Origin of the sequence: Actinomadura sp. RB99 (genome assembly GCF_014706005.1) — a bacterium.
Lineage (GTDB): Bacteria > Actinomycetota > Actinomycetes > Streptosporangiales > Streptosporangiaceae > Spirillospora.
Genome location: NZ_JABMCA010000017.1, coordinates 20,730 through 40,385 on the forward strand (window position 1 = coordinate 20,730; position 19,656 = coordinate 40,385).

General features: G+C 72.9%; 16 protein-coding genes. 8 read left to right on the forward strand and 8 right to left on the reverse strand.

Features of this window, described 5'->3' with window-relative positions; genetic code table 11:
• Nucleotides 1–488: 488 nt before the first annotated feature.
• From amrb99_RS17695 to amrb99_RS17725, 7 genes are all read right to left on the reverse strand, one after another.
• Nucleotides 489–1,271, reverse strand: a complete 783-nt coding sequence (locus amrb99_RS17695) for a TIGR03943 family protein (protein WP_190857087.1) — start codon at nt 1,269–1,271, stop codon at nt 489–491.
• Nucleotides 1,268–2,305 (reverse strand): permease, encoded by a 1,038-nt coding sequence (locus amrb99_RS17700; protein ID WP_190857088.1) that lies wholly within the window; start codon nt 2,303–2,305, stop codon nt 1,268–1,270. Before amrb99_RS17700 ends, amrb99_RS17695 begins: the two co-directional genes overlap by 4 nt.
• Nucleotides 2,306–2,541: 236 nt before the next feature.
• On the reverse strand, nt 2,542–3,468 hold the full coding sequence (locus amrb99_RS17705) for a hypothetical protein (protein WP_206699982.1): 927 nt from the start codon (nt 3,466–3,468) through the stop codon (nt 2,542–2,544).
• Complete coding sequence (locus amrb99_RS17710; protein ID WP_190857089.1) at nt 3,468–4,160, reverse strand: GntR family transcriptional regulator; 693 nt, start codon at nt 4,158–4,160, stop codon at nt 3,468–3,470. The genes amrb99_RS17705 and amrb99_RS17710 overlap by 1 nt, the downstream gene beginning before the upstream one ends.
• A 236-nt stretch (nt 4,161–4,396) precedes the next feature.
• Nucleotides 4,397–4,906, reverse strand: coding sequence for a RidA family protein (locus tag amrb99_RS17715; RefSeq protein WP_190857090.1), 510 nt, complete (start codon nt 4,904–4,906; stop codon nt 4,397–4,399).
• A 267-nt stretch (nt 4,907–5,173) separates the two neighbouring features.
• Complete coding sequence (locus amrb99_RS17720; protein ID WP_190857091.1) at nt 5,174–6,496, reverse strand: hypothetical protein; 1,323 nt, start codon at nt 6,494–6,496, stop codon at nt 5,174–5,176.
• Entirely contained in the window at nt 6,486–7,004 is a 519-nt protein-coding gene (locus amrb99_RS17725; protein WP_190857092.1) for a SigE family RNA polymerase sigma factor, read from the reverse strand. Before amrb99_RS17725 ends, amrb99_RS17720 begins: the two co-directional genes overlap by 11 nt.
• 143 nt (nt 7,005–7,147) lie before the next feature.
• On the opposite strand from amrb99_RS17725, the gene amrb99_RS17730 reads away from it, so the two are divergent.
• The 8 genes from amrb99_RS17730 (at nt 7,148) to amrb99_RS17765 (ending at nt 17,821) form a co-directional block, all read left to right on the forward strand.
• A complete protein-coding gene (locus tag amrb99_RS17730) occupies nt 7,148–7,306 on the forward strand; it encodes a hypothetical protein (RefSeq protein ID WP_190857262.1) in 159 nt (52 codons plus the stop codon).
• A gap of 379 nt (nt 7,307–7,685) precedes the next feature.
• Nucleotides 7,686–9,137, forward strand: coding sequence for an aminobutyraldehyde dehydrogenase (locus amrb99_RS17735; protein ID WP_190857093.1), 1,452 nt, complete (start codon nt 7,686–7,688; stop codon nt 9,135–9,137).
• A 37-nt stretch (nt 9,138–9,174) separates the two neighbouring features.
• The gene (gene speB / locus amrb99_RS17740; protein ID WP_190857094.1) at nt 9,175–10,137 is read left to right on the forward strand and encodes an agmatinase; all 963 of its coding nucleotides are present in this window, start codon (nt 9,175–9,177) and stop codon (nt 10,135–10,137) included.
• Nucleotides 10,138–10,153: 16 nt separating this feature from the next.
• Complete coding sequence (locus tag amrb99_RS17745) at nt 10,154–11,767, forward strand: N,N-dimethylformamidase beta subunit family domain-containing protein (RefSeq protein ID WP_206699983.1); 1,614 nt, start codon at nt 10,154–10,156, stop codon at nt 11,765–11,767.
• A gap of 13 nt (nt 11,768–11,780) precedes the next feature.
• Nucleotides 11,781–12,140: a cupin domain-containing protein gene (locus tag amrb99_RS17750; protein WP_190857096.1), complete on the forward strand. Its 360-nt coding sequence runs from the start codon at nt 11,781–11,783 to the stop codon at nt 12,138–12,140.
• Nucleotides 12,141–12,187: 47 nt separating this feature from the next.
• Entirely contained in the window at nt 12,188–13,657 is a 1,470-nt protein-coding gene (locus amrb99_RS17755; RefSeq protein WP_190857097.1) for a PucR family transcriptional regulator, read from the forward strand.
• Between the two features lie 124 nt (nt 13,658–13,781).
• A complete protein-coding gene (locus amrb99_RS17760; RefSeq protein WP_190857098.1) occupies nt 13,782–15,260 on the forward strand; it encodes an APC family permease in 1,479 nt (492 codons plus the stop codon).
• Nucleotides 15,257–17,821: a CehA/McbA family metallohydrolase gene (locus amrb99_RS17765; protein ID WP_190857099.1), complete on the forward strand. Its 2,565-nt coding sequence runs from the start codon at nt 15,257–15,259 to the stop codon at nt 17,819–17,821. Before amrb99_RS17760 ends, amrb99_RS17765 begins: the two co-directional genes overlap by 4 nt.
• Before the next feature lie 221 nt (nt 17,822–18,042).
• On the opposite strand, the gene amrb99_RS17770 is transcribed toward amrb99_RS17765, so the two are convergent.
• Nucleotides 18,043–19,290, reverse strand: a complete 1,248-nt coding sequence (locus amrb99_RS17770; RefSeq protein ID WP_190857100.1) for an FAD-dependent oxidoreductase — start codon at nt 19,288–19,290, stop codon at nt 18,043–18,045.
• Nucleotides 19,291–19,656: the final 366 nt, after the last annotated feature.

Sequence of the window (19,656 nt, forward strand, 5' to 3'; positions counted from 1 at the left end):
CCGCGGTCGCCGCGATGAGGGCGTGGAGCGCGTCTTGGCCCGAGCAGGGGCTGGGGCCGTTGCACTGTACGGCGCGCAGGAAGCCGTGGATCTCCGCTCGGTAGGCAGGGGCGAAGCGTTCCACGAACGTCGGCCAGGGGGCCAGGAGGGAGGTGCCCCCGGTTCGGCCGAGGTGAGCGGGACGCGGTCGTCCAGCCCGACGGCCAGGATCGCTCGGGTGCCGGCCAGTTCCAGTCGAAGGCCGACGCCGCCGCAGTGGCCGATCCCAAGGGGTACCTGATCAAGGTCACGCCCCGGGCGGCCATCGATCGGCTCCCGCGCGTGCGGGCGCGGCGCGAGGCGGGTGTGCGTGCGGGCGTGGCGCGCCGATCCCCTATCTCGCCGTCACCCGCGCCGTCCCCCGTCCCCTTCCCGGAAGACCCTTACGAGAACTGACGGCAGCGAGCCGTAGCCGGCGGTGGTCGCGGCGTCCCCGCCCGGTCACTCGATCACTCGTAGGGGTTGTGGGGTTTCTTGATCTTCCGCAGCGACCGGCCGCGCAGTTCCTGGACGACCGTGGTGGCGCGTCCGGCCGCCGGCGGCTTCCACACGCCCTCGACCTGGACCCAGGTGTCGGCCGGTGGCCGGGGCAGACCGCGGACGGTCACGGGGAACGGGATGGCGTCGCCCGCGCAGCAGGCGATCTTGAGGCGGACGATCCGCCAGCCGCCCTCTCCCTTGAGGGCGGGGGCGACGAACCCGGTCAGCCGCACGGGGACGCCCTGGAAGGTCGCGGGGTCGCCGGTCTGCGCCTGGAATCCGCGGCCGATGAACTCGCCCATGCTCATCGGGACCGGCGCGCCGGTCCGGGGCAAGGGGCGGAATCCCCCGGACGGCTCGGCCGGTGGCGGGACCGCGCGTCCGGCGTCCCGCGAGGCGGTGAACGAGCCGAGTGCCGGAGGCGCGATCAGGAAGAGCGCCAGGACCGGCAGGCACAGCAGCCACGCCACCCGCGGCCCGCGCGAATGGTCGTGGCCGTGGCCGGCACCGTGGTCCGCGCCGGCGTCCGCGCCGTGCGGGTGCACGGTGTCGGCGTGCCGGTCCGCGGGGGCGTCGTGCCACTCGCGACGGAGACCGGCGGCGCCCAAAGCCAGCAATGCGACGGCGGCGGGCGCCAGCAGGTACCGGAAGCCGGGCCGGACATAGTTGACGTACTCGCCGCTGCCCAGCGTCATCCACAGCACCGCGGCGCCGATGAGCACCAGCAACAGGTTCTGCGCGGCCCTGCTCACAGCATGCCTCCCAGCAGAGCGCTGACCGCGACCGCGAGCACGAACGTCAGCGGGATGAACCGGGCGGCGAACCGGCGGCCGAAGAATCCGGACTGCAGGGCGATCAGTTTCAGGTCGACCATCGGACCCACGACCAGGAACGCCAGCCGCGCCGTGGTGGAGAACTGCGGCAGGCTGGCGGCGACGAAGGCGTCGGCCTCGGAACAGATGGACATCAGCACCGCCAGCAGCGCCAGCAGCAGCACCGATGCCACGGGGATCCCGGCGACCGCGGTGACCCGGTCGGCGGGCACCACCACGTTGATGGTGGCGGCGGCAGCGGCACCGATCACCAGGAAGCCGCCGGCGTGCATGATGTCGTGCCGCATGGCCTGGCGGAACTGCTCCACCCGCCCGGCCGCCCCCGCGGCCTGGGGGCGGGACGGGATCCTGAGCCACTCCCCTTTGCCCACCAGCAGCCACGTCCATCCGGCCAGCACCGCCACCAGCAGCGACGCGGCGAACCGTCCGACGACCATCTCCGGGTTCGCCGGGAACGCGACGGCGGTGGCGACCAGCACGACCGGGTTGATCGCCGGCGCCGCGAGGAGGAAGGTCAGCGCGGCGGCGGGCGCCACACCGCGAGACATCAGCCCGCCTGCGACCGGCACCGACGCGCATTCGCATCCCGGCAGCACCGCGCCCATCGCGCCCGCGACCGGCACCGCGGCCCCGGCGTTGCGCGGCAGCACGCGCCGCCACACCGCCGGCGGGACGAACGCCGTGATCGCCGCCGAGAGAGCGACTCCGAACACCAGGAACGGGAACGCCTGGACGCACACCGCGACGAAGATGGTCGTCCACGCGTCCACAGCGGCCGCGCCGACGCGCGGTGCCACCCAGATCCGGCCGGCGACCAGGGCGACCGCCAGCAGGCCGAAGGCCCAGGCGGCCCGGGTCCCCGATGAGGCCGGCCCGCGGCGCCCCCACTCGGCGGGCGGCAGCAGGTCGTCCTCGGCCTCCCGGAGGCCGACACCCTCGATCATGCCGGACATCGTGCCAGAGGCCGCACGCCGCGGACCGCGGTACACGAGGCCATCCGGTGACCACCGCTTCGGGCAGCGGTCACCGCACCGCAGGATCAGGTTCCGAGCCGCCTGGGTCACCCATCGCCGAGGCCGCCGGAGTGAACAAGGAACGGATGCCGGTGACCAGAGCGCGCCGGGCGGTCGCCCGGCCCCGCCGTGGCACGGTGCGGCACCGGCCCGGCGGGGCGTCGGGCCAGGGACGATCAGCCCTTACCGAAGACCGCGGCGGGGAAGGCGCCCGCCGCCCGGAGGGAAGCGGTGAAGGCGCCGGCCAGCTCGGTGAGGCGGGCGGTGGCGGCCGGGCCGAGGTGGTCGTACGGGGCGGCGTCGAGGCGGTCGGTGAGCGCCTCGACCTCGCCGCGCAGGGCCGCGCCCGACCCGGTGAGGTCTCCCGCCTCGTCCAGGAGGCCGCGCTCGCGCAACCGGCCGCCGGCGGCGGCCCACTGCTCCGCGGACCAGCCGCGGGTCTGCATGAACACCGCCGAGGTCGGCGCCCTGCCGGTGGCGTTGTGCAGGACCAGCGCCTCGAGTCCGGGCAGGTCGGCGACCATCAGGGCGGCGAGGTGGCCGTCGCCGCGGTGCTCGCGCAGCAGCGTCGCTGCGTGCCACAGGGCCAGGTGCGGTTCGTCGGGCACGGGGAGGTCGGCGTTCGCCGAGTACAGCGGCCGCGCCTCCCGGCGGCCGGCCTTGGCGGCGCGCAGCGCCAGCTCGGCCGCCTCGGCCATCTCCTTCGAGGCCAGCACCTCGGCCCCGAGAAGGCGCCGCAGCGTTCGATCCGCGACGCGCAGCCGGGCCTCCAGCACCGCCTCGGGCGTGGCGATGCGCCACACGGCCGGGATGTACCGCCGCACATGCTCGTGGTCGAAGTTGTAGAACGTGGCCGTGACGGTTCCCGCGTCGACCATCCCGAGGGGGGCCGCGCGGCCCGCGTAGTAGACCATGGGGCCGCGCTCCAGCCCGAGCGCCGCGAGCTCGTCCTGCTGCTCCAGAGCGAAGTAGACGCAGGAGTGCAGGGGGGCGACAGCGTCATGGCAGCGGCGTCCTGCGGTCGGCTCGAGCGAGTGCGCGCGGCCGGACCCTCCAGTGCCCGTGGACATGGGCACTGGACGGGCCGAATCGGTGAAGAGCATCAGGCTTCCTTCTCTGAGCAGCCGGTCAGCCCGGCCGCGGTGAGGGTGAGGTGCCGGGTCAGGACCTCGGCGGCGGTGTCGGCGTCGCGGGCCAGCGCCGTCTCCTCCAGGCGGCGGTGCTCGGCGACGGCGTCACGGTCGGGGGCGCGGAGCGCCGAGAGGCGGCGGGCCAGCTCGCTCGCGGTCCACAGCCGGTCGAACGTCTCCAGCAGGACGGGGTTGCCGCACCCCTCCAGCAGGGCGCGGTGGAAGACCCGATGGGCCTCGGCCCAAGCGTCGCTGTAGTACTCACCCTCCTGCGGGACGTGCGTGGGGGTGCGGGTGAGACGGTGGTGGGCGGCTCGCACGCGGGCCTCCCAGTCGACGTCCCCGCGCTCGATGGACATGCGCAGCATGACCGGCTCGATCGTCCGGCGGGCCTCCGCGATCTCCTGCCAGCGGCGGTCGGAGACCGCCGGGACGGCGAAGCCCCGGTTGGGCAGCCGCTCGGCGAGGCCCTCACCGACCAGCCGCACCAGCGCCTCGCGCACGACGGCCAGGCTCACACCCTGCCGTTTGGCCAGGTCCTGCGGTTTGAGGGCGGTGCCGGCGGCGTGCTCCCCGTGCATGATCGCGTCCCGCAGCCGGGCGTGGACCTGCTCGGAGAGCATCTGTTTCCCCGACGAGGCCGAGGAGTGGATCGTCTGACTCATGACGCCATCATAGATGATCCGCGAGATAATCGATTATTGCGACGCCGCCTCGACCAGCGCCGTTCCCGGGGTTGCCCTGGGGGTCGCACAGGCGAGGTGACAGGCGATCCGATGATCCAGGGGCGCCCGCCCCTCAGGTCCGATCGCCGTGGCGGATGCCCCCGGCGCGGTTGGGATGGCCGTCCGCGCCAGTTGCCCGCACGCGATCACGAGGGCGGCATGAGCCGAAGCCCTCCTCAGTCACCGAGATAGAGGGTCAGCTCGCAGGCAACGGGCGCCTCGCGCGGCAGGTCGTTCTGGTAGAGCGAGATCCGGGCGTGGCCTCCGCGGTCGGGCCCGAACACCTCGACCAGCAGGTCGGAGGCTCCGTTCACCACGGCGGGGGCTTCGGCGAATCCGGGGACGCAGTTGACGTAGCCGGCCAGCCGGACGACCTGGGTGACACGGTCCAGAGTGCCGAGTTCGGCGCGCGCCATGGCGAGCAGGTTCACCGCGACCAGCCGAGCAGAGCGGTACCCGTCGGCGACGCTCAGGTCGCGGCCGAGCTTTCCGCTGATGGGAAGGAAGTCCTCGCCGTCCTCGTTCTTGGCGGTGCCGTAGGTCCCGGACACGTAGAACAGGTCACCGGCCCGGACCCCGTAGCGGAAGTTGCCGATGGGGGTCGGCGGCCGGACACCGGCGAGACCGAGCCGTGCGAACTCCTGCTCCGGTGAGCCGTCCGATTTCTGTTTCTGGCCTTCGTCCATCTGTCCCGCCCTGATCGCGCCGGTCGGCCCTGCCCCTGCGGCGGCCTCCGTCGAGGATGACATGGCCGCCGCCGCGCCGGCCCACGCGCCCACCGACGCCTGTGCCTGTCGAAAACCACGTCCGTGCAGGTGAGCGTGCAGGAGGTGGGCTCCGACACGGTCCTTGATCAGTCACAAGGACAGGCCACCGTGAGGCGGTTGCCGCGGGACGATGGGTGGCCGTGCTGTTGCGATTGGCCCGCCGTGTTGGAGCGCCGGCGGGCCGGTTCACTCGACGGCCGCGAGGTCGATGATCTGGATCGCCCCCTTGACCGGCCTGACGAGGTACCGGTCGAGAGCCACGGTGGAGCCGTCACGCCGGGCGCTCGGTATGCTCACCGGCCAGTTGTCCTCGTAGGTGGGCCCGAGATCCATCATCCTGCCCGTCGCCAGGTCGTAGAGGGTGTCGTGCTTGTCGCCGTTGGCCAGGGAGAGGAACCGGTCGTACATCAACGATCCCTCCGGCGGTTCGCTGACAGGCAGCTCGTCCGCGGGCACGGCGCGCCCGGTGCCCGCGGCCAGTGGCAGGACGCGGGTGTCGGGGACCCGGTCAAGGGTGACGCCGAGTGGAGGACCGCCCACGCACCAGCTGATCCAGCAGGTCCAGGTATTGGGTGACTTGGGGAGACGCACGGTGCGGGTCTGGCCCGTCGCCAGGTTCCAGAGCCGCTTGAAGTCCGCGTCCCCGGCGCGGCCGCTGCTGGTGCCCGGGGTGCCGATCCACGGCCAGGACAAGATGCGGTAGCCGTCGGTTCCGGGGACCATCCGCACGGGCCCTCCGGCGAGCGGTACCTCGTACACGGCGGTCGCGCCCGACGCGCTCCCGTGCGCGTCGTCGGCGGTGCCGGTGGCTCCGCCGTTCGCTGCGCGGCTCCAGCTGATCGTGCCGCCTCCCACGACCAGTCGCCCGATCCCCGCCTCCTTCGAGCCGGCGTCCAGCGAGACGACCCGGCGGGCGTTTCCGCCGGTCAGCGGGGCTGCCCAGATCTCGGTCACGGCCCGTCCCGCGACCGTGCCCTCCTGCGACCATACGGCCTGGCCGTCGCCGGCGGCGAGGTTCCCCGCGTACCGCGTCGACGTGCCCGGCTCAACGACGTCGGTGACCTTGGTGGCCTGGTGGTCCTGGAGGTCGTACACCCATAGCTGGTCGGTCACGTCAGGACGCGACTCCGTCGAGACCAGCAGAGACGTGCCGTCCAGCGCCACTTCCGGGTTGTACCGCCGCCCGTTCGGCAGCGTGTCCGGCTCGGTCCGGACCGCCGCCTTCGGGACCGGCACCGGCGAGGGGACGGTCTCGGTCGGCAGGCCGCCGGCCTTCTTGCCGGAGAGGGCGCCGGACCCGGGCGCGTTTCCGGCGCGCAGGGCGGCCGACGTCCCGGCGGTCACCAGCAGCGCCGTCGTGACCGCGGCCACCGCCATCGTCGCCCGGTTGCGCCGCCGCGCCCGGGCCCGGCCCGCCAGCTGGTCGAGCAGGTCCGGCGCCGCTTGCGGCGCGTCCAGCGACGCGGCCTTGAGCGTGGTCTTCAGTGCCCGCTGAAGGTCATCGGTCATGGTGGGCCCCCACTGCCTGGGTCATGGACGGACGCCAGTCCGCCCGGAGCTTGTCGAGAGCGCGGGCGGCCTGGCTACGGACCGTCCCTCGGGAGATGTCGAGCAGCTTGGCGATCTCCTCGTCCGGCAGGTCCTCGTAGTAGCGGAGGACCAGCACGGCCCGCTGGCGCCGCGGCAACGCCGCCAGCGCCCGCCACAACCGGGGATCGCGCTCGGTCTGCTCGAGGCCTCGGTCCACGTAGCCGCCCTCGGGCACCTCGCGGACGAGTCGCTCACGTCTGCGCCGCCGCCATGCGCTGATGTGCAACCGCGCCATGATCGCCCGCGTGTACCCCTCCGGATCGTCCTTCCTGACCACGCGAGGCCACGCGGTGCGCAATCGGAGCAGCCCTTCCTGCACGAGATCGGCGGCATCGTGCGCATTGCCGGTCAGTACATAGCCGTAGCGCAGGAGTGTCTCGGCTCGGTCGGTAACGAATCGCTCGTACGTCAAGCCGTCATCGTCCACAGGCCATCCCTTCTCAGTCACATCCCAGGACGCCGCGGCACCTTGATCTGTTGCATCCGAGGCCGTCGTCGTCCCCCGGCTGCCCGGCTGGCCATGCCGCTGCTGTGCGGGCCTTGCGCGGGACCAGGCAACTGAGGGACCAGATGGCGGCCAGCGGGACGGCCGCCCCACATGGCGGCGAAAGCCTGCAACCCGCCCACGTCCAGCACATCGCCATGGCACGCAACCTCCTGCAGGAGGACCGTGTCGCAGTCTCGTCGGCGTTCCAGCAGCACTACGACGAACTCACCCACTACCGCTGACGCCACCCGCCCCGGAAACTGCGTCGTTCGAGCTCATGACAGTCGGTGGGCGCGATGCTGCGCCGGCCGGTGGAGGGGAGTGCCTAATTTTCGGCACCTCTCTGTGTCACGCGGGGGCGAGCAGAGAGGTATCCGTTCTCTGGTCATGGTCCGGTAGACGACGTCGCAGAGCCGTCGTTTCAGGGCTTCTTCGTGGCTCTTGCCCTCGACGCGCTTGCACGGACGGCGACGTGGGGGTGTTGTTCGACCTGCACTCACGCACCCGGCTTGTGGGTCGATCTGCACGGGGCGGACGGTGGAGCCCAGTTCCTAGCATGACCGCGGAGCGGGCCTGGTGGGCGGCGCTCCGGTCAGTGTTCCGCCGATTGCAGGAGGTGCGATGAGCGGCATCGAGCTGCGGAACTTCATCGACGGTGAGTTCGCTGCGGCGGCGGGCCACGGCACGATGGAGATCGTCGACCCGTCGGACGGCGCGGTGTACGCGACGGCGCCGAGGTCAGAGGCCGCAGACGTCGACCGGGCCTGCCGGGCGGCCGAGAGGGCCTTCGCCGGTTGGCGGCGGGCGACTCCCGGCGAGCGGATGGCCGTCCTGCTGCGCATGGCGGACGCCGTCGAGCGCCACGCGGACGAACTCGTCGAGATCGAGTGCCGGGACACCGGCAAGCCACCGGAGCCGACGATGCGGGAGGAGGTCGTCCCGATCATCGACCAGCTCCGATTCTTCGCGGGCGCGGCGCGGATGCTCGAAGGGAAGGCGACGGCGGAGTACGTGCGCGGCCACTCCTCCTCCGTGCGCCGGGAACCGGTCGGCGTCGTCGGGGCGATCGCGCCGTGGAACTACCCGGCGATGATGGCGGTCTGGAAGTTCGGCCCCGCCCTGGCGGCGGGGAACACGATCGTGCTCAAGCCGTCCGACACGACGCCCGCGAGCGCCGTGTTCCTGGCCGGGCTCTTCGCCGACCTGCTCCCGCCCGGCGTCTTCAACGTGGTGTGCGGCGACCGGCGAACGGGTGCGGCGCTGGCCGGACACCCGGTTCCGGCGACGGTGTCGATCACCGGGAGCACCGCGGCGGGCCGCGCCGTCGCGCGGTCGGCGGCGGACACGGTCAAGCGCGCCCATCTGGAGCTCGGCGGCAACGCGCCCGTGCTGGTCTTCGGCGACGCCGACCTGGAGGCCGCGGCCGACGGGATCGCGTTCGCCGGCTACTTCAACGCCGGGCAGGACTGCACCGCGGCCACCCGGGTGATCGTCGCAGAGGAGGCGCACGACGCGTTCGTCGGCGCGCTGGTCGAGCGGGTCCGAGGGATCGGGCTGTCGCGGGACGAGCCCGCCGCGGACCGCGTCCTGGACATTCCGCCGCTGAACAACCCGGACCAGTTCGCGCACGTCGCGGGCCTCGTCGCGCGGGTCCCCTCGCACGCGAAGGTGCTCGTCGGCGGCCGGGAGGCCGGCGGCCCCGGCTACTTCTACCTGCCGACGGTGGTCGGCGGGGTGACCGCGGCGGACGAACTCAGCCGCACCGAGATCTTCGGTCCGGTGGTCACCGTGCAGACGTTCCGCGGCGAGGCCGATGCGGTCCGGCAGGCCAACGACTCGCCGTACGGCCTGGCCTCCAGCGTGTGGACACGCGACCATGCCCGGGCGCTGCGCGTCTCCGCCGCCGTCGACGCCGGCCACGTCGGTGTGAACTGCCACCTCCCGCCGGTGCACGAGATGCCGCACGGCGGCGTGAAGCAGTCCGGCTACGGCAAGGACCTCTCGCTGTACTCCGTCGAGGAGTACACGCGGGTCAAGCATGTCCTGTCGGCACTCGGCGAGGACGCCGAGTGACCCGCCCCCCGACCCCGCGCTTGGAGGCTGCGAGACCATGACCGACGCACCGAGGACCGGCCCGGTGGACGCGAAGAGGATCCCCCGGTACGCCGATCCGGGCACCTTCGCCCGGCTGCCGCGGGCCGACCAGGTCGACCGGGTCGACGTGGCGATCGTGGGGGTGCCGTTCGACACCGGCGTGTCCTACCGTCCGGGGGCACGTTTCGGGCCGGGCCACGTCCGGGCGTCGTCGAAGCTGCTCAGGCCGTACCATCCGCCCCTCGACGTCGAGCCTTTCCACGCCCAGCAGGTCGCCGACGCCGGCGACATGGGGGTGAACCCGTTCGACATCGAGGAGGCGATCGCCACCATCGAGCGCCGGTCGGACGAGCTGCGCGCGGACGGGGCGAAGCTGCTGACGATCGGCGGCGACCACACCATCGCGCTGCCGCTGCTGCGGTCGCTGCACCGCGACCACGGCCCGATCGCGGTGCTGCACTTCGACGCGCACCTCGACACCTGGGACACCTACTTCGGCGCCCCCTACACCCACGGCACCCCGTTCCGCCGGGCCGGCGAGGAGGGCCTGCTGGACCCCGAGCACTGCATGCACATCGGGATCCGCGGCCCGCTGTACTCGCGGGAGGACCTGGCGGACGACGACGCGCTCGGGTTCCAGATCGTCCGCGCCGACGACTACGAGACCGGCGGGACGGCCGCCGCGGTGGAGCGGATGCGGGCCCGGCTGGGCGACCGGCCGGTGTACGTGTCGGTCGACATCGACGTGCTGGACCCGGCCCACGCCCCCGGCACCGGCACCCCGGAGGCGGGCGGGCTGACCAGCAGGGAGCTGCTGGCCACGCTGCGGGGGCTGGCCGGGCTGAACCTCGTCGGCGCCGACATCGTGGAGGTCGCGCCGGCCTACGACCACGCCGAGATCACCGGGATCGCCGCGGCGCACGTGGGGTACGAGCTGCTCGGCGTGCTCGCGTTGGACCGTTCCGGCGAATCCCGATGAACAAGGAGTGATGCACGTGCACACCACGAAGCCGGCCTTCGCGTGGTCGCCGAGGTCCTGGCCGTCGGAGCGGGCGTACGCCGTCCCGGACGCCGAGGAGGTCTGGTGCTACACCGATCGGTTCTCCTACTTCCCCGGCGAGACCGTCGCGTTCCACCTGAGCGCGAGCGTCCCGTCGTTCACCGTCGAGATCGTCCGCGACGGCGCCCGCCCAGAGACGGTCTGGCGGCGCGACGGCGTCACCGCCGGGCGGCACGAGGCGCCCGCCGACGCCCACGCGCAGGGCTGCGGCTGGCCGGCCGGGCTGACGCTGGAGATCCCGGACGATTGGCGGCCCGGCTTCTACATCGTCACCGTGCGGGCGGTGCTGAGCGACGGCGAGCTCTGGGAGCGCGAGCACTTCTTCGCGGTGAAGGCCCCGGCGGGGCGGCGCCCGAAGGCGGCGATCGTCCTCACCACGGGGACCATGCTGGCCTACAACGACTGGGGCGGCGCCAACCACTACCGCGGCCTCGGCGACGACCCGCGCGACGACGCGGGTTGCCCGCTCGCCTCGACGCAGCGCCCGATCGCGCGCGGCATGATCCGCAAGCCGGAGGGCGCGCCGCGGGAGGCGAACCACCTCACGCTGCCGATGAACGGCGCGCCCCGGTACGCCTCCTATGAGTGGGCCCGCCTGAACGGCTACAGCCGCCATCACGGCGACGCGTTCTGGGCGTCCTACGAGCGGCTGTTCGTGCGGTGGGCCGAGGAGCGCGGCTACGAGCTGGACTACCTCACCCAGCACGACCTGCACGTCGACGAGACCGTACTCGACGGATACCGCTGCGTGATCGTGGTGGGCCACGACGAGTACTGGAGCTGGGAGATGCGCGACGCCGTCGACCGGTTCGTGGACGGCGGCGGGGGCCTGGCCCGGTTCGGCGGGAACTACCAGTGGCAGGTCAGGCTTAGCGACGACCTGACCACGCAGTACTGCTACCGCCTCCCCTCGCTCGACCCCGACACCGAGCGGTCGCCGCGGACCGCCACGACGATGTGGGAGGCCAAGTCGGTCGGACGGCCCGGGGCGACCACGGTGGGCCTCAACGGGCTCGGCGGTGTCTACACGCGCTACGGGGTCGCGACCCCGCGGTCGTCGGGCGGGTTCATCGTCTACCGGCCCCATCACTGGGCCTTCGAGGGCACCGACCTCTACTACGGCGACCAGCTGGGCGCGGCCCCGACCTTCCTGGCCGCGTTCGAGGTGGATTCGGTCGAGTACACCTTCCGCCGGGGCCTGCCGTACCCGACGTTCGAGGACGGCGCGCCGGAGACGCTGGAGATCCTCGCGCTGACCCCGGCGGTCCGCGGCGAGGAGGACCGCTTCGGCGGCCTGCTGCCCATGGGCGGGCCCGAGGAGGAGGTCTACGCCTACAACCGCGAGCTCGGCGACGACCTGCCCGACTACGTGAACGAGGGCGGGATGCGCGGCGCCGGGATGATCGCGGCGTTCACCCGCGGGCGCGGCGAGGTCTTCAACGGCGGCTCGACGGAGTGGCCCTACGCGCTCCACGTCGGCGACCCCTACGTCGACCGCATCGTCCGCAACGTGCTCGACCGGTTCCTGACCCGCGACCTGGAAGGCTGAGGCGAGGCTGATCATGGACATCACCGACGTCGTCCGGCTCTCCCCGCAGACCGGAACGCCCAACGTCCCGCCCATCGAGGGTTACGAGGTGCTCTCCGCGCGATGGCGCGAGACCGAGTACCTCGCCTACGGCGGCCCCGCGAAGGAGTACACGGGCGGGTTCTGGACCGGGGAGCCCGGCGCGGTGCGGATCGCCCCGTGGCCCTACGACGAGATCTGCGTGATCCTCAGCGGCCGGGTCGCCGTCGCGGACCTCGACGGCGGCCGGGCCGAGTTCGGCGCCGGCGAGGCCTTCTTCATCCCGCAGGGCTTCGCGGGCGACTGGGTGACGATCGAGCCCACGAGCAAGGTTTTCGTCGCCGTCACACGCTGAATGCTCCGTTTGCGTAGTCATGGCCGTACTGCGGCTAGCTTGGCGTCGTGCTTCCTCTCCGGCTCTTCCTGACCCGGCTCGCGCTGCGGCCGCTCGGCACCGCCGACCCGTCCGAGCGGTGGGTCCGGTGGGTCCACGTCAGCGAACTGCCCGACCCCTCCCCGTTCCTGCGGGGAGGGGAGCTGCTGCTGCTCGCCGGGACCGGGTTCCGCCCCGCCGACAGCCGCGACTACGTGCGGCGGCTGGCCGAGACCGGCGTCGTCGCGATCGGGTTCGGGGTCACGCCCGTCTTCGACGCCGTGCCGCCCGAACTCGTCGCCGCGTGCGACGAGTTCGGCATGGTGGTCCTGGAGGTCCCGGCCCGGGTGCCGTTCGCCTCGGTGGTCGAGCTCCACCACGCCGAACTGGTCCGCGCCGAGACCCGCGGCCTGAAGCGCCTCTCGGAGGGGCAGGCGGTGCTGATCAAGGCCGCGGCGGGCCCGGGCCCGCTGCGGGCCGTGGTGGAGCGGACCGCCGACCTGCTCGACGGGTGGGTCCGGGTCGTGGACCGCAACCGGGACAGGACCTGGACGGCCGGGCCGGTCCGGGACGCCCCCGAGGTGAGCGCGGCGCTCGACCAGGCCTGCCGGAGCCGGTCGCCGATGAGCGCGGCGCTCACCACCGCCGAGGAGAACGTCGAGGTCCAGCGGCTTCTCGGCCCCGCCCCCACGGGCTACGCGATGGCCGTCGCGCGGCGCGCCCCGTTCACCGTCGCCGACCGGGGCCTCGTCGGCGTCACCGCCTCGGCCCTCTCCCTGCTCTTCACCGCCCCCTCGGAGGCGAGCTCGCCGGAGGCGCTCGGCACCGCCGTCGTGGCCGGGCTGCTGCGGCTGCCCGCCCTCGCCCGCGACCTCGCCGCACCCCTCGACCGGGCGGAGGACGTCCGGTGGCGGATCGTCCGCGGGCCCCTCGACGCACCGCCCGGCTCCCGGGAGACGATCGTCCAGCGGCTGTCGGCGCTGCTCGGAACCCCCTTCGTCGCGCAGGACGGCTCCTCCTTCGTCGCGCTCGTCCCCGAGGACACCGTGGACGGGCTGCCGCACGCGCTGGACGAGGCGGGCCTGCCCGCGGGGATCAGCCGCCCTCACCCCGCCGCGGACCTCGACCCCGCGTGGGGCGAGGCGGGCGCCGCGCTCGACGCGGCCCGCGTCGGCGGCGCGACCGTGGTCGCGGGGGCCGGCCTCCACGGCGTCATGGCGCTGCTGGACTCCCCCCAGGCGTCCCGGTACGCCGACCGGCTCCTCGCGGGCCTCGACGCGGCCCCGTCCCCGGACCCCGCCCTGCTGGCCGGCACGCTGCGCAGCTGGCTGGCGCACCACGGCAACTGGGACCGCACCGCCTCCGACCTCGGCGTGCACCGCAACACCGTGCGGCACCGCATCCGCCGGATCGGCGGGCTGCTGGACCTGGACCTCAACGACCCGGACGTGCGCATGGAACTGTGGTTCGCGCTGCGATGGCGGAGCCAGATCCATTGAACCGGCCGGGACGATACGCACAACCCGCACCTCCGGATGGGGCTGAACGTCCACTTCTGCCGCGCGAGAGGGCTTCCTAGCGTTGGCGCAGCGAGCTCCCGCGGACTCCCGGAGGCGGATGACCATGTCGACACACCCAGGTACCGAACACCCGGGCAGCAACGGCCTTGCGGCGAACGCGATGGGGACGAAGGACCTCGTCTTCACGGTCCTGGCGGCGCTGGCGCCGCTGACCCTGATCGTCGCGGTGGCGCCCCTGCACTTCCTGAAGGGCGGCGCGGCCGTCCCGGGCGCCTACCTGGTGGCGGGCCTCGTGATGGCGCTGTTCGCGGTCGGTTTCATGACCATGAGCCGGTACGTCCGCAACGCCGGGGCGTTCTACGCCGTGATCACCCGGGGACTCGGCCGGCCGGCCGGGTCGGGTGCGGCGACGCTGGCCCTGCTCGCCTACAACACGCTGCAGATCAGCACCTACGGGGCCCTCGGGCTCTACGCCGCGGACACCTTCGACAAGTACACCGGCGTGTCGCTGCCCTGGTGGGTCTTCGCGCTGGTCGCGGTCGTGCTGGTGGCATGGCTCGGCTACCGCGGCATCCACACCAGCGCCCGGATCCTCGGGATCCTGCTCGTCCTCGAGATCGCGGTGCTCGTGGTGATGGCGGTATGCGTGCTCGCCAAGGGCGGCGCCGGCGAGACGTCCTTCACGTCCTTCTCCCCCGCGACGGTGTTCACGCCGTCCAACGCGGCGATGTTCGCGCTGGTGTTCGGCGCGTTCATGGGGTTCGAGTCCACCGCGATCTTCAGTGAGGAGGCGCGCGGCGGGATCCGGACGGTGCGCCGCGCGACCTACATCGCGGTCGGCTTCATCGCCGTCTTCTACGCGCTGATCACCTGGACGATCGTGCAGGCCGTCGGCGCGGACGGGATCGCGGCGGCCGCCGGCCAGGACACCGCCGGGCTGGTCATCGGGGTATTCGACCGGTACACCCCGGACGGGGTCTCGGCCGTCATGCAGGTCCTGCTGCTCACCAGCGCCTTCGCCGCGCTGCTGGCACTGCACAACGCGGCGAACCGGTACCTGTTCGCGCTGGGCCGCGAGGGGCTCATGCCGAAGGCGTTCGGACGCACGCACCCGCGCACGCGGGCCCCGCTGGCGGCCGGCGCGGCGCAGACGGCGGCGGCGGGCGTCGTCGTGGTGCTGTGGGCCGCGTTCGACCTCGACCCCTACCTCCAACTGCTGCTGTGGGGCAGCGCGATCGGCTTCCTCGGGATCATCGTCCTGTGGGCCCTGTGCTGCCTCGCCGTGGTCTCCTACCTGCGGCGCAACGCCCCCGAGGCGGGCCTCTGGCGCACCCTGATCGCCCCCGGCCTCAGCTTCCTCGCCCTCTGCGTGATCCTCGTCCTCGCGCTCGCCAACATCTCACTGCTGACCGGTGCGGGCACGGGGACCAACGCGGTGCTGCTCGGCCTCGGCGTGCTCGCCTTCGCGGGCGGGATCGCCTCGGCGCTGTCGCTGCGCTCGCGGGCCCCGGAACGGTACGCCGTCCTCGCCGAGACCAGCGTCGACGAGCCCGCCGAGACGGTCGCCGCGGAGCCCGCGTGACCTGGCAGCGCGGTTACCGGGCCCTCGACCTGGCGGCGTCCTGGAACGCCCCCCTGACCCTGCTCGACGACGTGGACGCCTCCTTCGCCGGGGAGCGGACGCTCTACGGCCTGCCCTTCCGCTTCGGCACCGACCTCGACGGGGCGTCCCTCCTCCGGGTGACGCGGGACGCCCCCGCCGTGATCCCCGTGGACGAGGACTGCCACTGGATCCTCTTCGCCCACGCCATCGAGGAGCCCAGCCTCTTCGAGGGCGCCCCGGTCGGCGAGACCGTCGCCCGCTACACCCTCCGGTACGCCGACGGCGGCGCGGAGAGCGTCCCCGTTCGGCAGCGGTTCGAGGTCGGCCCCACCCCGCGGCTGTGGAAGGGCCGCCCCCTCCCGCTGGACTGGGGCCAGACCCCCTTCCTCGCGCTGCCCGACGCGCAGCACCGGCTCATGCACCGCACCTGCGGGCGCTACGACGCCGCCGGGGCCAGGTACGTCGACATCGACGACCCGCAGGCGCGCACCCCTTACGTCCTGCCCTACCGCTTCTACTTGTGGCCGTGGCGCAACCCTCACCCGGAGCGCCGGGCGGCCGCCATCGAGATCGAGTCCGCCGGCCCGGCCGTCCTGATCGGCGCGATCACGCTGAGCCGGCTCGCCGAGGAGCCGTTCGGCCGGACGGTCTCCCGCGAGCTGATCTTCTCGCTCGCCGGCGGATCGGTGGACGAGGACGTCACGGTGACCGTCGACCGCGGCACCGCCACCTACGCCTACCGGACGGTCGACGACGCCGGCCTGTCGACCCCGCCGGCATGGGGAGGCGCGACCAGCGAGCGCACCGGGTACGTCCGGGTCGCCGCGACGCCGTCCGCGACCGTCGCCCTCGACGTCGCCGGAACCGTCGAAGCCCGCTTCACCTGGGGCGACCTCCTCGAACAGGGCCAGATCACCACCGGCGACGGCACCGAATGGCGGCTGACCGAGCCGGGCCGCGCCTGGATCAGGGGGACGGTCGTCGACGCCGCCACCGGCGAGCCGCTGACCTGCCGCCTGCACTTCCACACCCCCGACGGCGTCCCGCTCGCGCCCTACGGGCACCACGCGCACATCAACTCCGACGGCAACACCTGGAACCTGGACATCGGCGGCGACGTCCGCCTCGGCCAGCGGACGTACGCCTACGTCGACGGCGAGTTCGAGGGGTGGCTCCCCCACGGGCGGGTCGTCGTCGAGGCCGCGCACGGCTTCGACTACGTCCCGCTGCGCGAGGAGCTGACGATCCGGCCGGGGCAGCGGACGCTCGAACTGCGCCTCGAACGCTTCCACGACCCGGAGGCGGACGGCTACGTCGCCGGGGACACCCACGTCCACTTCGTCTCGACGCACGGCGCCGAGCTCGAGGCGCGCGGCGAGGGGGTGCGGGTCACCAACCTCCTGCTGAGCCAGTGGGGCCACCTGCACACCAACGTCGAGGACTTCACCGGGCACCCGCATACCTCCGCGGACGGCGCGACCCACGTCCACACCGGCCAGGAGAACCGGACCGCGATGCTGGGCCACATCAACCTGCTCGGCCTGCGCGCGCCGATCCGCCCCTGGTGCACCGGCGGCGCCGAGGAGTCCGACCTCGGCGGCGGCCTGGAGACCACCCTCGCCCACTGGGCCGACGAGTGCCACGCCCAGGGCGGGACCGTCCTGCTCGCGCACTTCCCCGTCCCCAACGGCGAGGCCGCCGCCCTGATCGCCACCGGACGGCTCGACGGCGTCGAGATGATCGCCTACGACGACTACAACATCACCCAGTACTACCGCTATCTCAACGCCGGATACCGCCTCACCCTCGTCGGCGGCACCGACAAGATGAGCAGCGAGGTGCCGATCGGCCTCGTCCGCACCTACGCTCGCGTCCCGGACCCGGCGACGATGGACTACTGGGACTGGTGCGAGGCCGTCCGCTCGGGCGACACCGTCGTCACCAGCGGTCCCCACCTGCGGCTGTCGGTCGACGAGGCCCCGCCCGGTTCGGTGCTCACCGGCACCGGCGGCAGGACCGTGCACGGCGCGGCGGAGTTCCACTCGATCTTCCCCATCGGCCGCCTGGAGATCGTGGTCAACGGCACGGTCGTCGAATCGCGGCGCTGGGACGAGCCCGTCCTGACCGGCGCGCTCGACTTCGACCTGCGGGTCGAGGAGTCCTCGTGGGTCGCGGCCCGGTGCTACGGGCCGGGCGAGGGCATCGCCCGCCACCGGGACGTCTGGGAGCGGCCCATCATGGCCCACACCTCCCCCGTCTACCTCGCCGCCGCCGACGCGTACCGGCGCACCGACGAGGGCGTCCTCGCCGAGATGCTGCACCTCATCGACGGCGTGGAGGAGCACATCCGCCACCGCGCCAGGACCGCGTGGCCGGGCCCCGTCGACCACCGCCACGGGACGTCCGACCACACCCGGTACCTGCTCGCACCGCTGGCCGAGGCGAGACGGGCGATCCGAGCATCCTCGGCGACCGGCCCTGCCGAACCCGCCTCCGTCCGCCGAACCAACCGCGCCGGTGACGAAGCAGACGCGATCTAGGAGCTCCTAACAGAATGACCGGGTCGGGATGGGTGCTGTCATGGCGCGGCAGGCCCGTACCGACCCGGTCGACCGGTCAGAGCCGACCACGGGCGGGTGCCGAGCTAGAAGTGCCACCACTCCTCCCCAAGCACCACAAAGCTGGGCACTGATGGCGCTTGCCGTAGGGGCGCGGTCGGCGCTCGGACTTCGGTCCAGGTCGCTGTCAGGAAGTGCCGCGGTCAGTGGCCGCTGCGGAGGGGGTCGAGCCAGGCCAGCAGGGCGGGTGTGGCGCCGGTCGCGATGTGCTCGGCCAGCAGCCGTCCGGTCAGCGGCCCCAGCGTCACTCCCCACATGCCGTGCCCACCCGCGATGTAGACACCTTCAGTGGCCGACGGCCCGACCAAGGGGATCCCGTCAGCGGTCAGAGGCCGGGCACCGACCCAAGGATCGGTGACGGAGCGCCACTCGGCCCCTTCCAGCAGCGGACGCACCGCACGAAGGGTCGCCGCGAGCGCACGCCGGTCAGGTGGGGCGTCCGGACGCTGGAACTCCATGATGCTGGTCACCCGTGCCGCGCTCGTGCCCCGCGGCGCAAGCGCGGCACGGGCGGCCGGGAAGTACAACGGCCCCTGCAACGGACGATGCAGCGGCACGGTGAAGCTGTAACCGCGTCCGCCATACTGCGGGACCCGCACGCCGTGGTCGCCGGCCAACTCCGGCAGCCACGCGCCGGAGGCGAGGACCACCGCGTCCGCGTCCCGATGCCCGTCTGCGCACCGGATACGAACCCGGCCCGCATGCCGGTCGACGCCCGTCACCGTCACGTGTTCGATGATCTTCCCGTCCCGGGCCCGGACCTGGTCGGCCAGCGCCGCGGTGTAGGCGCCCGGATCGAGATACCGCTGCCCGTCGATCCGGACGGCCAGCGCGATCTCCCGGGATAGGTTCGGCTCGACGGCGCGTGCCTGCGCTCCGGTCAGCAGCCCGACCTCGACCTGCTGCCCGGCCGACGCGACGCCCTCGAGTTCGTGCAGCAGTCCCGTCGCCTGCCCGGCCTCGATGAAGGCGGCCAGCACAGCGGCCTCGTGCACGGGAGCATCGACGCCGGCTCGGCGCTGCGCGTCGAACGCGTCGAAGATCTGGGCGTTGAGCATGCGGTACCCGTCCATCGCCCGGCTCCAGCGGCGGCCCGTGCAATGCCGCACCAGGCGCACCAGAAAACGGACGAGCTCGATGTCGGCCCGAACCGGGAGTCGCACCGGCGACGCCGGATCGAGCACCGCGCGCAGACCGTACCGCAGCATCGAGGGCTCGGGCAGCGGCACCGTCAGCGAAGGCGCCACATAACCGGCATTCCCCCACGAGGCTCCTCGCCCGACCCGTCCCCTATCGAGCACCTCGACCTCGACGCCGTAATCCTGCAGCGACCAGGCGCACGACAGGCCGACCATTCCCGCGCCGACGACCACGACCCGCCGCAGCGTCATACGGCCGCCCTCACCCGCACCGGCCAGCCGCAACCGGGTCGGTCGACGACTCGCATAGTCGAGGCACTCTTCATGGTCTCCCTCTTACCCCTTGGGCTGCGTGGTGTGCGGTGATGCGGAATCGTTGTCATGACGCCTTTCTACTTCCGGCAGCTGCCCAGAGGAATCGGTGAGCTCGGCGGTGGGAGGTCGCAAGCACTCACCACGATCGCCTTGAATTGGGAGGCCTCCCGGCGGCCTTGATCAGCCTGCGGACGGCGAACTTCGCGGCCGTGTACGCGGGGTTCGGCACACCGATCTGGTGCACGAGCCCGGCGACGGACTAGATGTAGACGACGGAACCGCCTCCGGACCTCTTCGGCGGGA

Bases quoted from the DNA above. Each gene is read 5' to 3' on its own strand.
- amrb99_RS17700 (WP_190857088.1), bottom strand. From the start codon at position 2,305: ATGTCCGGCATGATCGAGGGTGTCGGCCTCCGGGAGGCCGAGGACGAC.
- amrb99_RS17705 (WP_206699982.1), bottom strand. From the start codon at position 3,468: ATGCTCTTCACCGATTCGGCCCGTCCAGTGCCCATGTCCACGGGCACT.
- amrb99_RS17710 (WP_190857089.1), bottom strand. From the start codon at position 4,160: ATGAGTCAGACGATCCACTCCTCGGCCTCGTCGGGGAAACAGATGCTC.
- amrb99_RS17715 (WP_190857090.1), bottom strand. From the start codon at position 4,906: ATGGACGAAGGCCAGAAACAGAAATCGGACGGCTCACCGGAGCAGGAG.
- amrb99_RS17720 (WP_190857091.1), bottom strand. From the start codon at position 6,496: ATGACCGATGACCTTCAGCGGGCACTGAAGACCACGCTCAAGGCCGCG.
- amrb99_RS17730 (WP_190857262.1), top strand. From the start codon at position 7,148: ATGGCGGCCAGCGGGACGGCCGCCCCACATGGCGGCGAAAGCCTGCAA.
- amrb99_RS17735 (WP_190857093.1), top strand. From the start codon at position 7,686: ATGAGCGGCATCGAGCTGCGGAACTTCATCGACGGTGAGTTCGCTGCG.
- speB (WP_190857094.1), top strand. From the start codon at position 9,175: ATGACCGACGCACCGAGGACCGGCCCGGTGGACGCGAAGAGGATCCCC.
- amrb99_RS17750 (WP_190857096.1), top strand. From the start codon at position 11,781: ATGGACATCACCGACGTCGTCCGGCTCTCCCCGCAGACCGGAACGCCC.
- amrb99_RS17760 (WP_190857098.1), top strand. From the start codon at position 13,782: ATGTCGACACACCCAGGTACCGAACACCCGGGCAGCAACGGCCTTGCG.
- amrb99_RS17770 (WP_190857100.1), bottom strand. From the start codon at position 19,290: ATGACGCTGCGGCGGGTCGTGGTCGTCGGCGCGGGAATGGTCGGCCTG.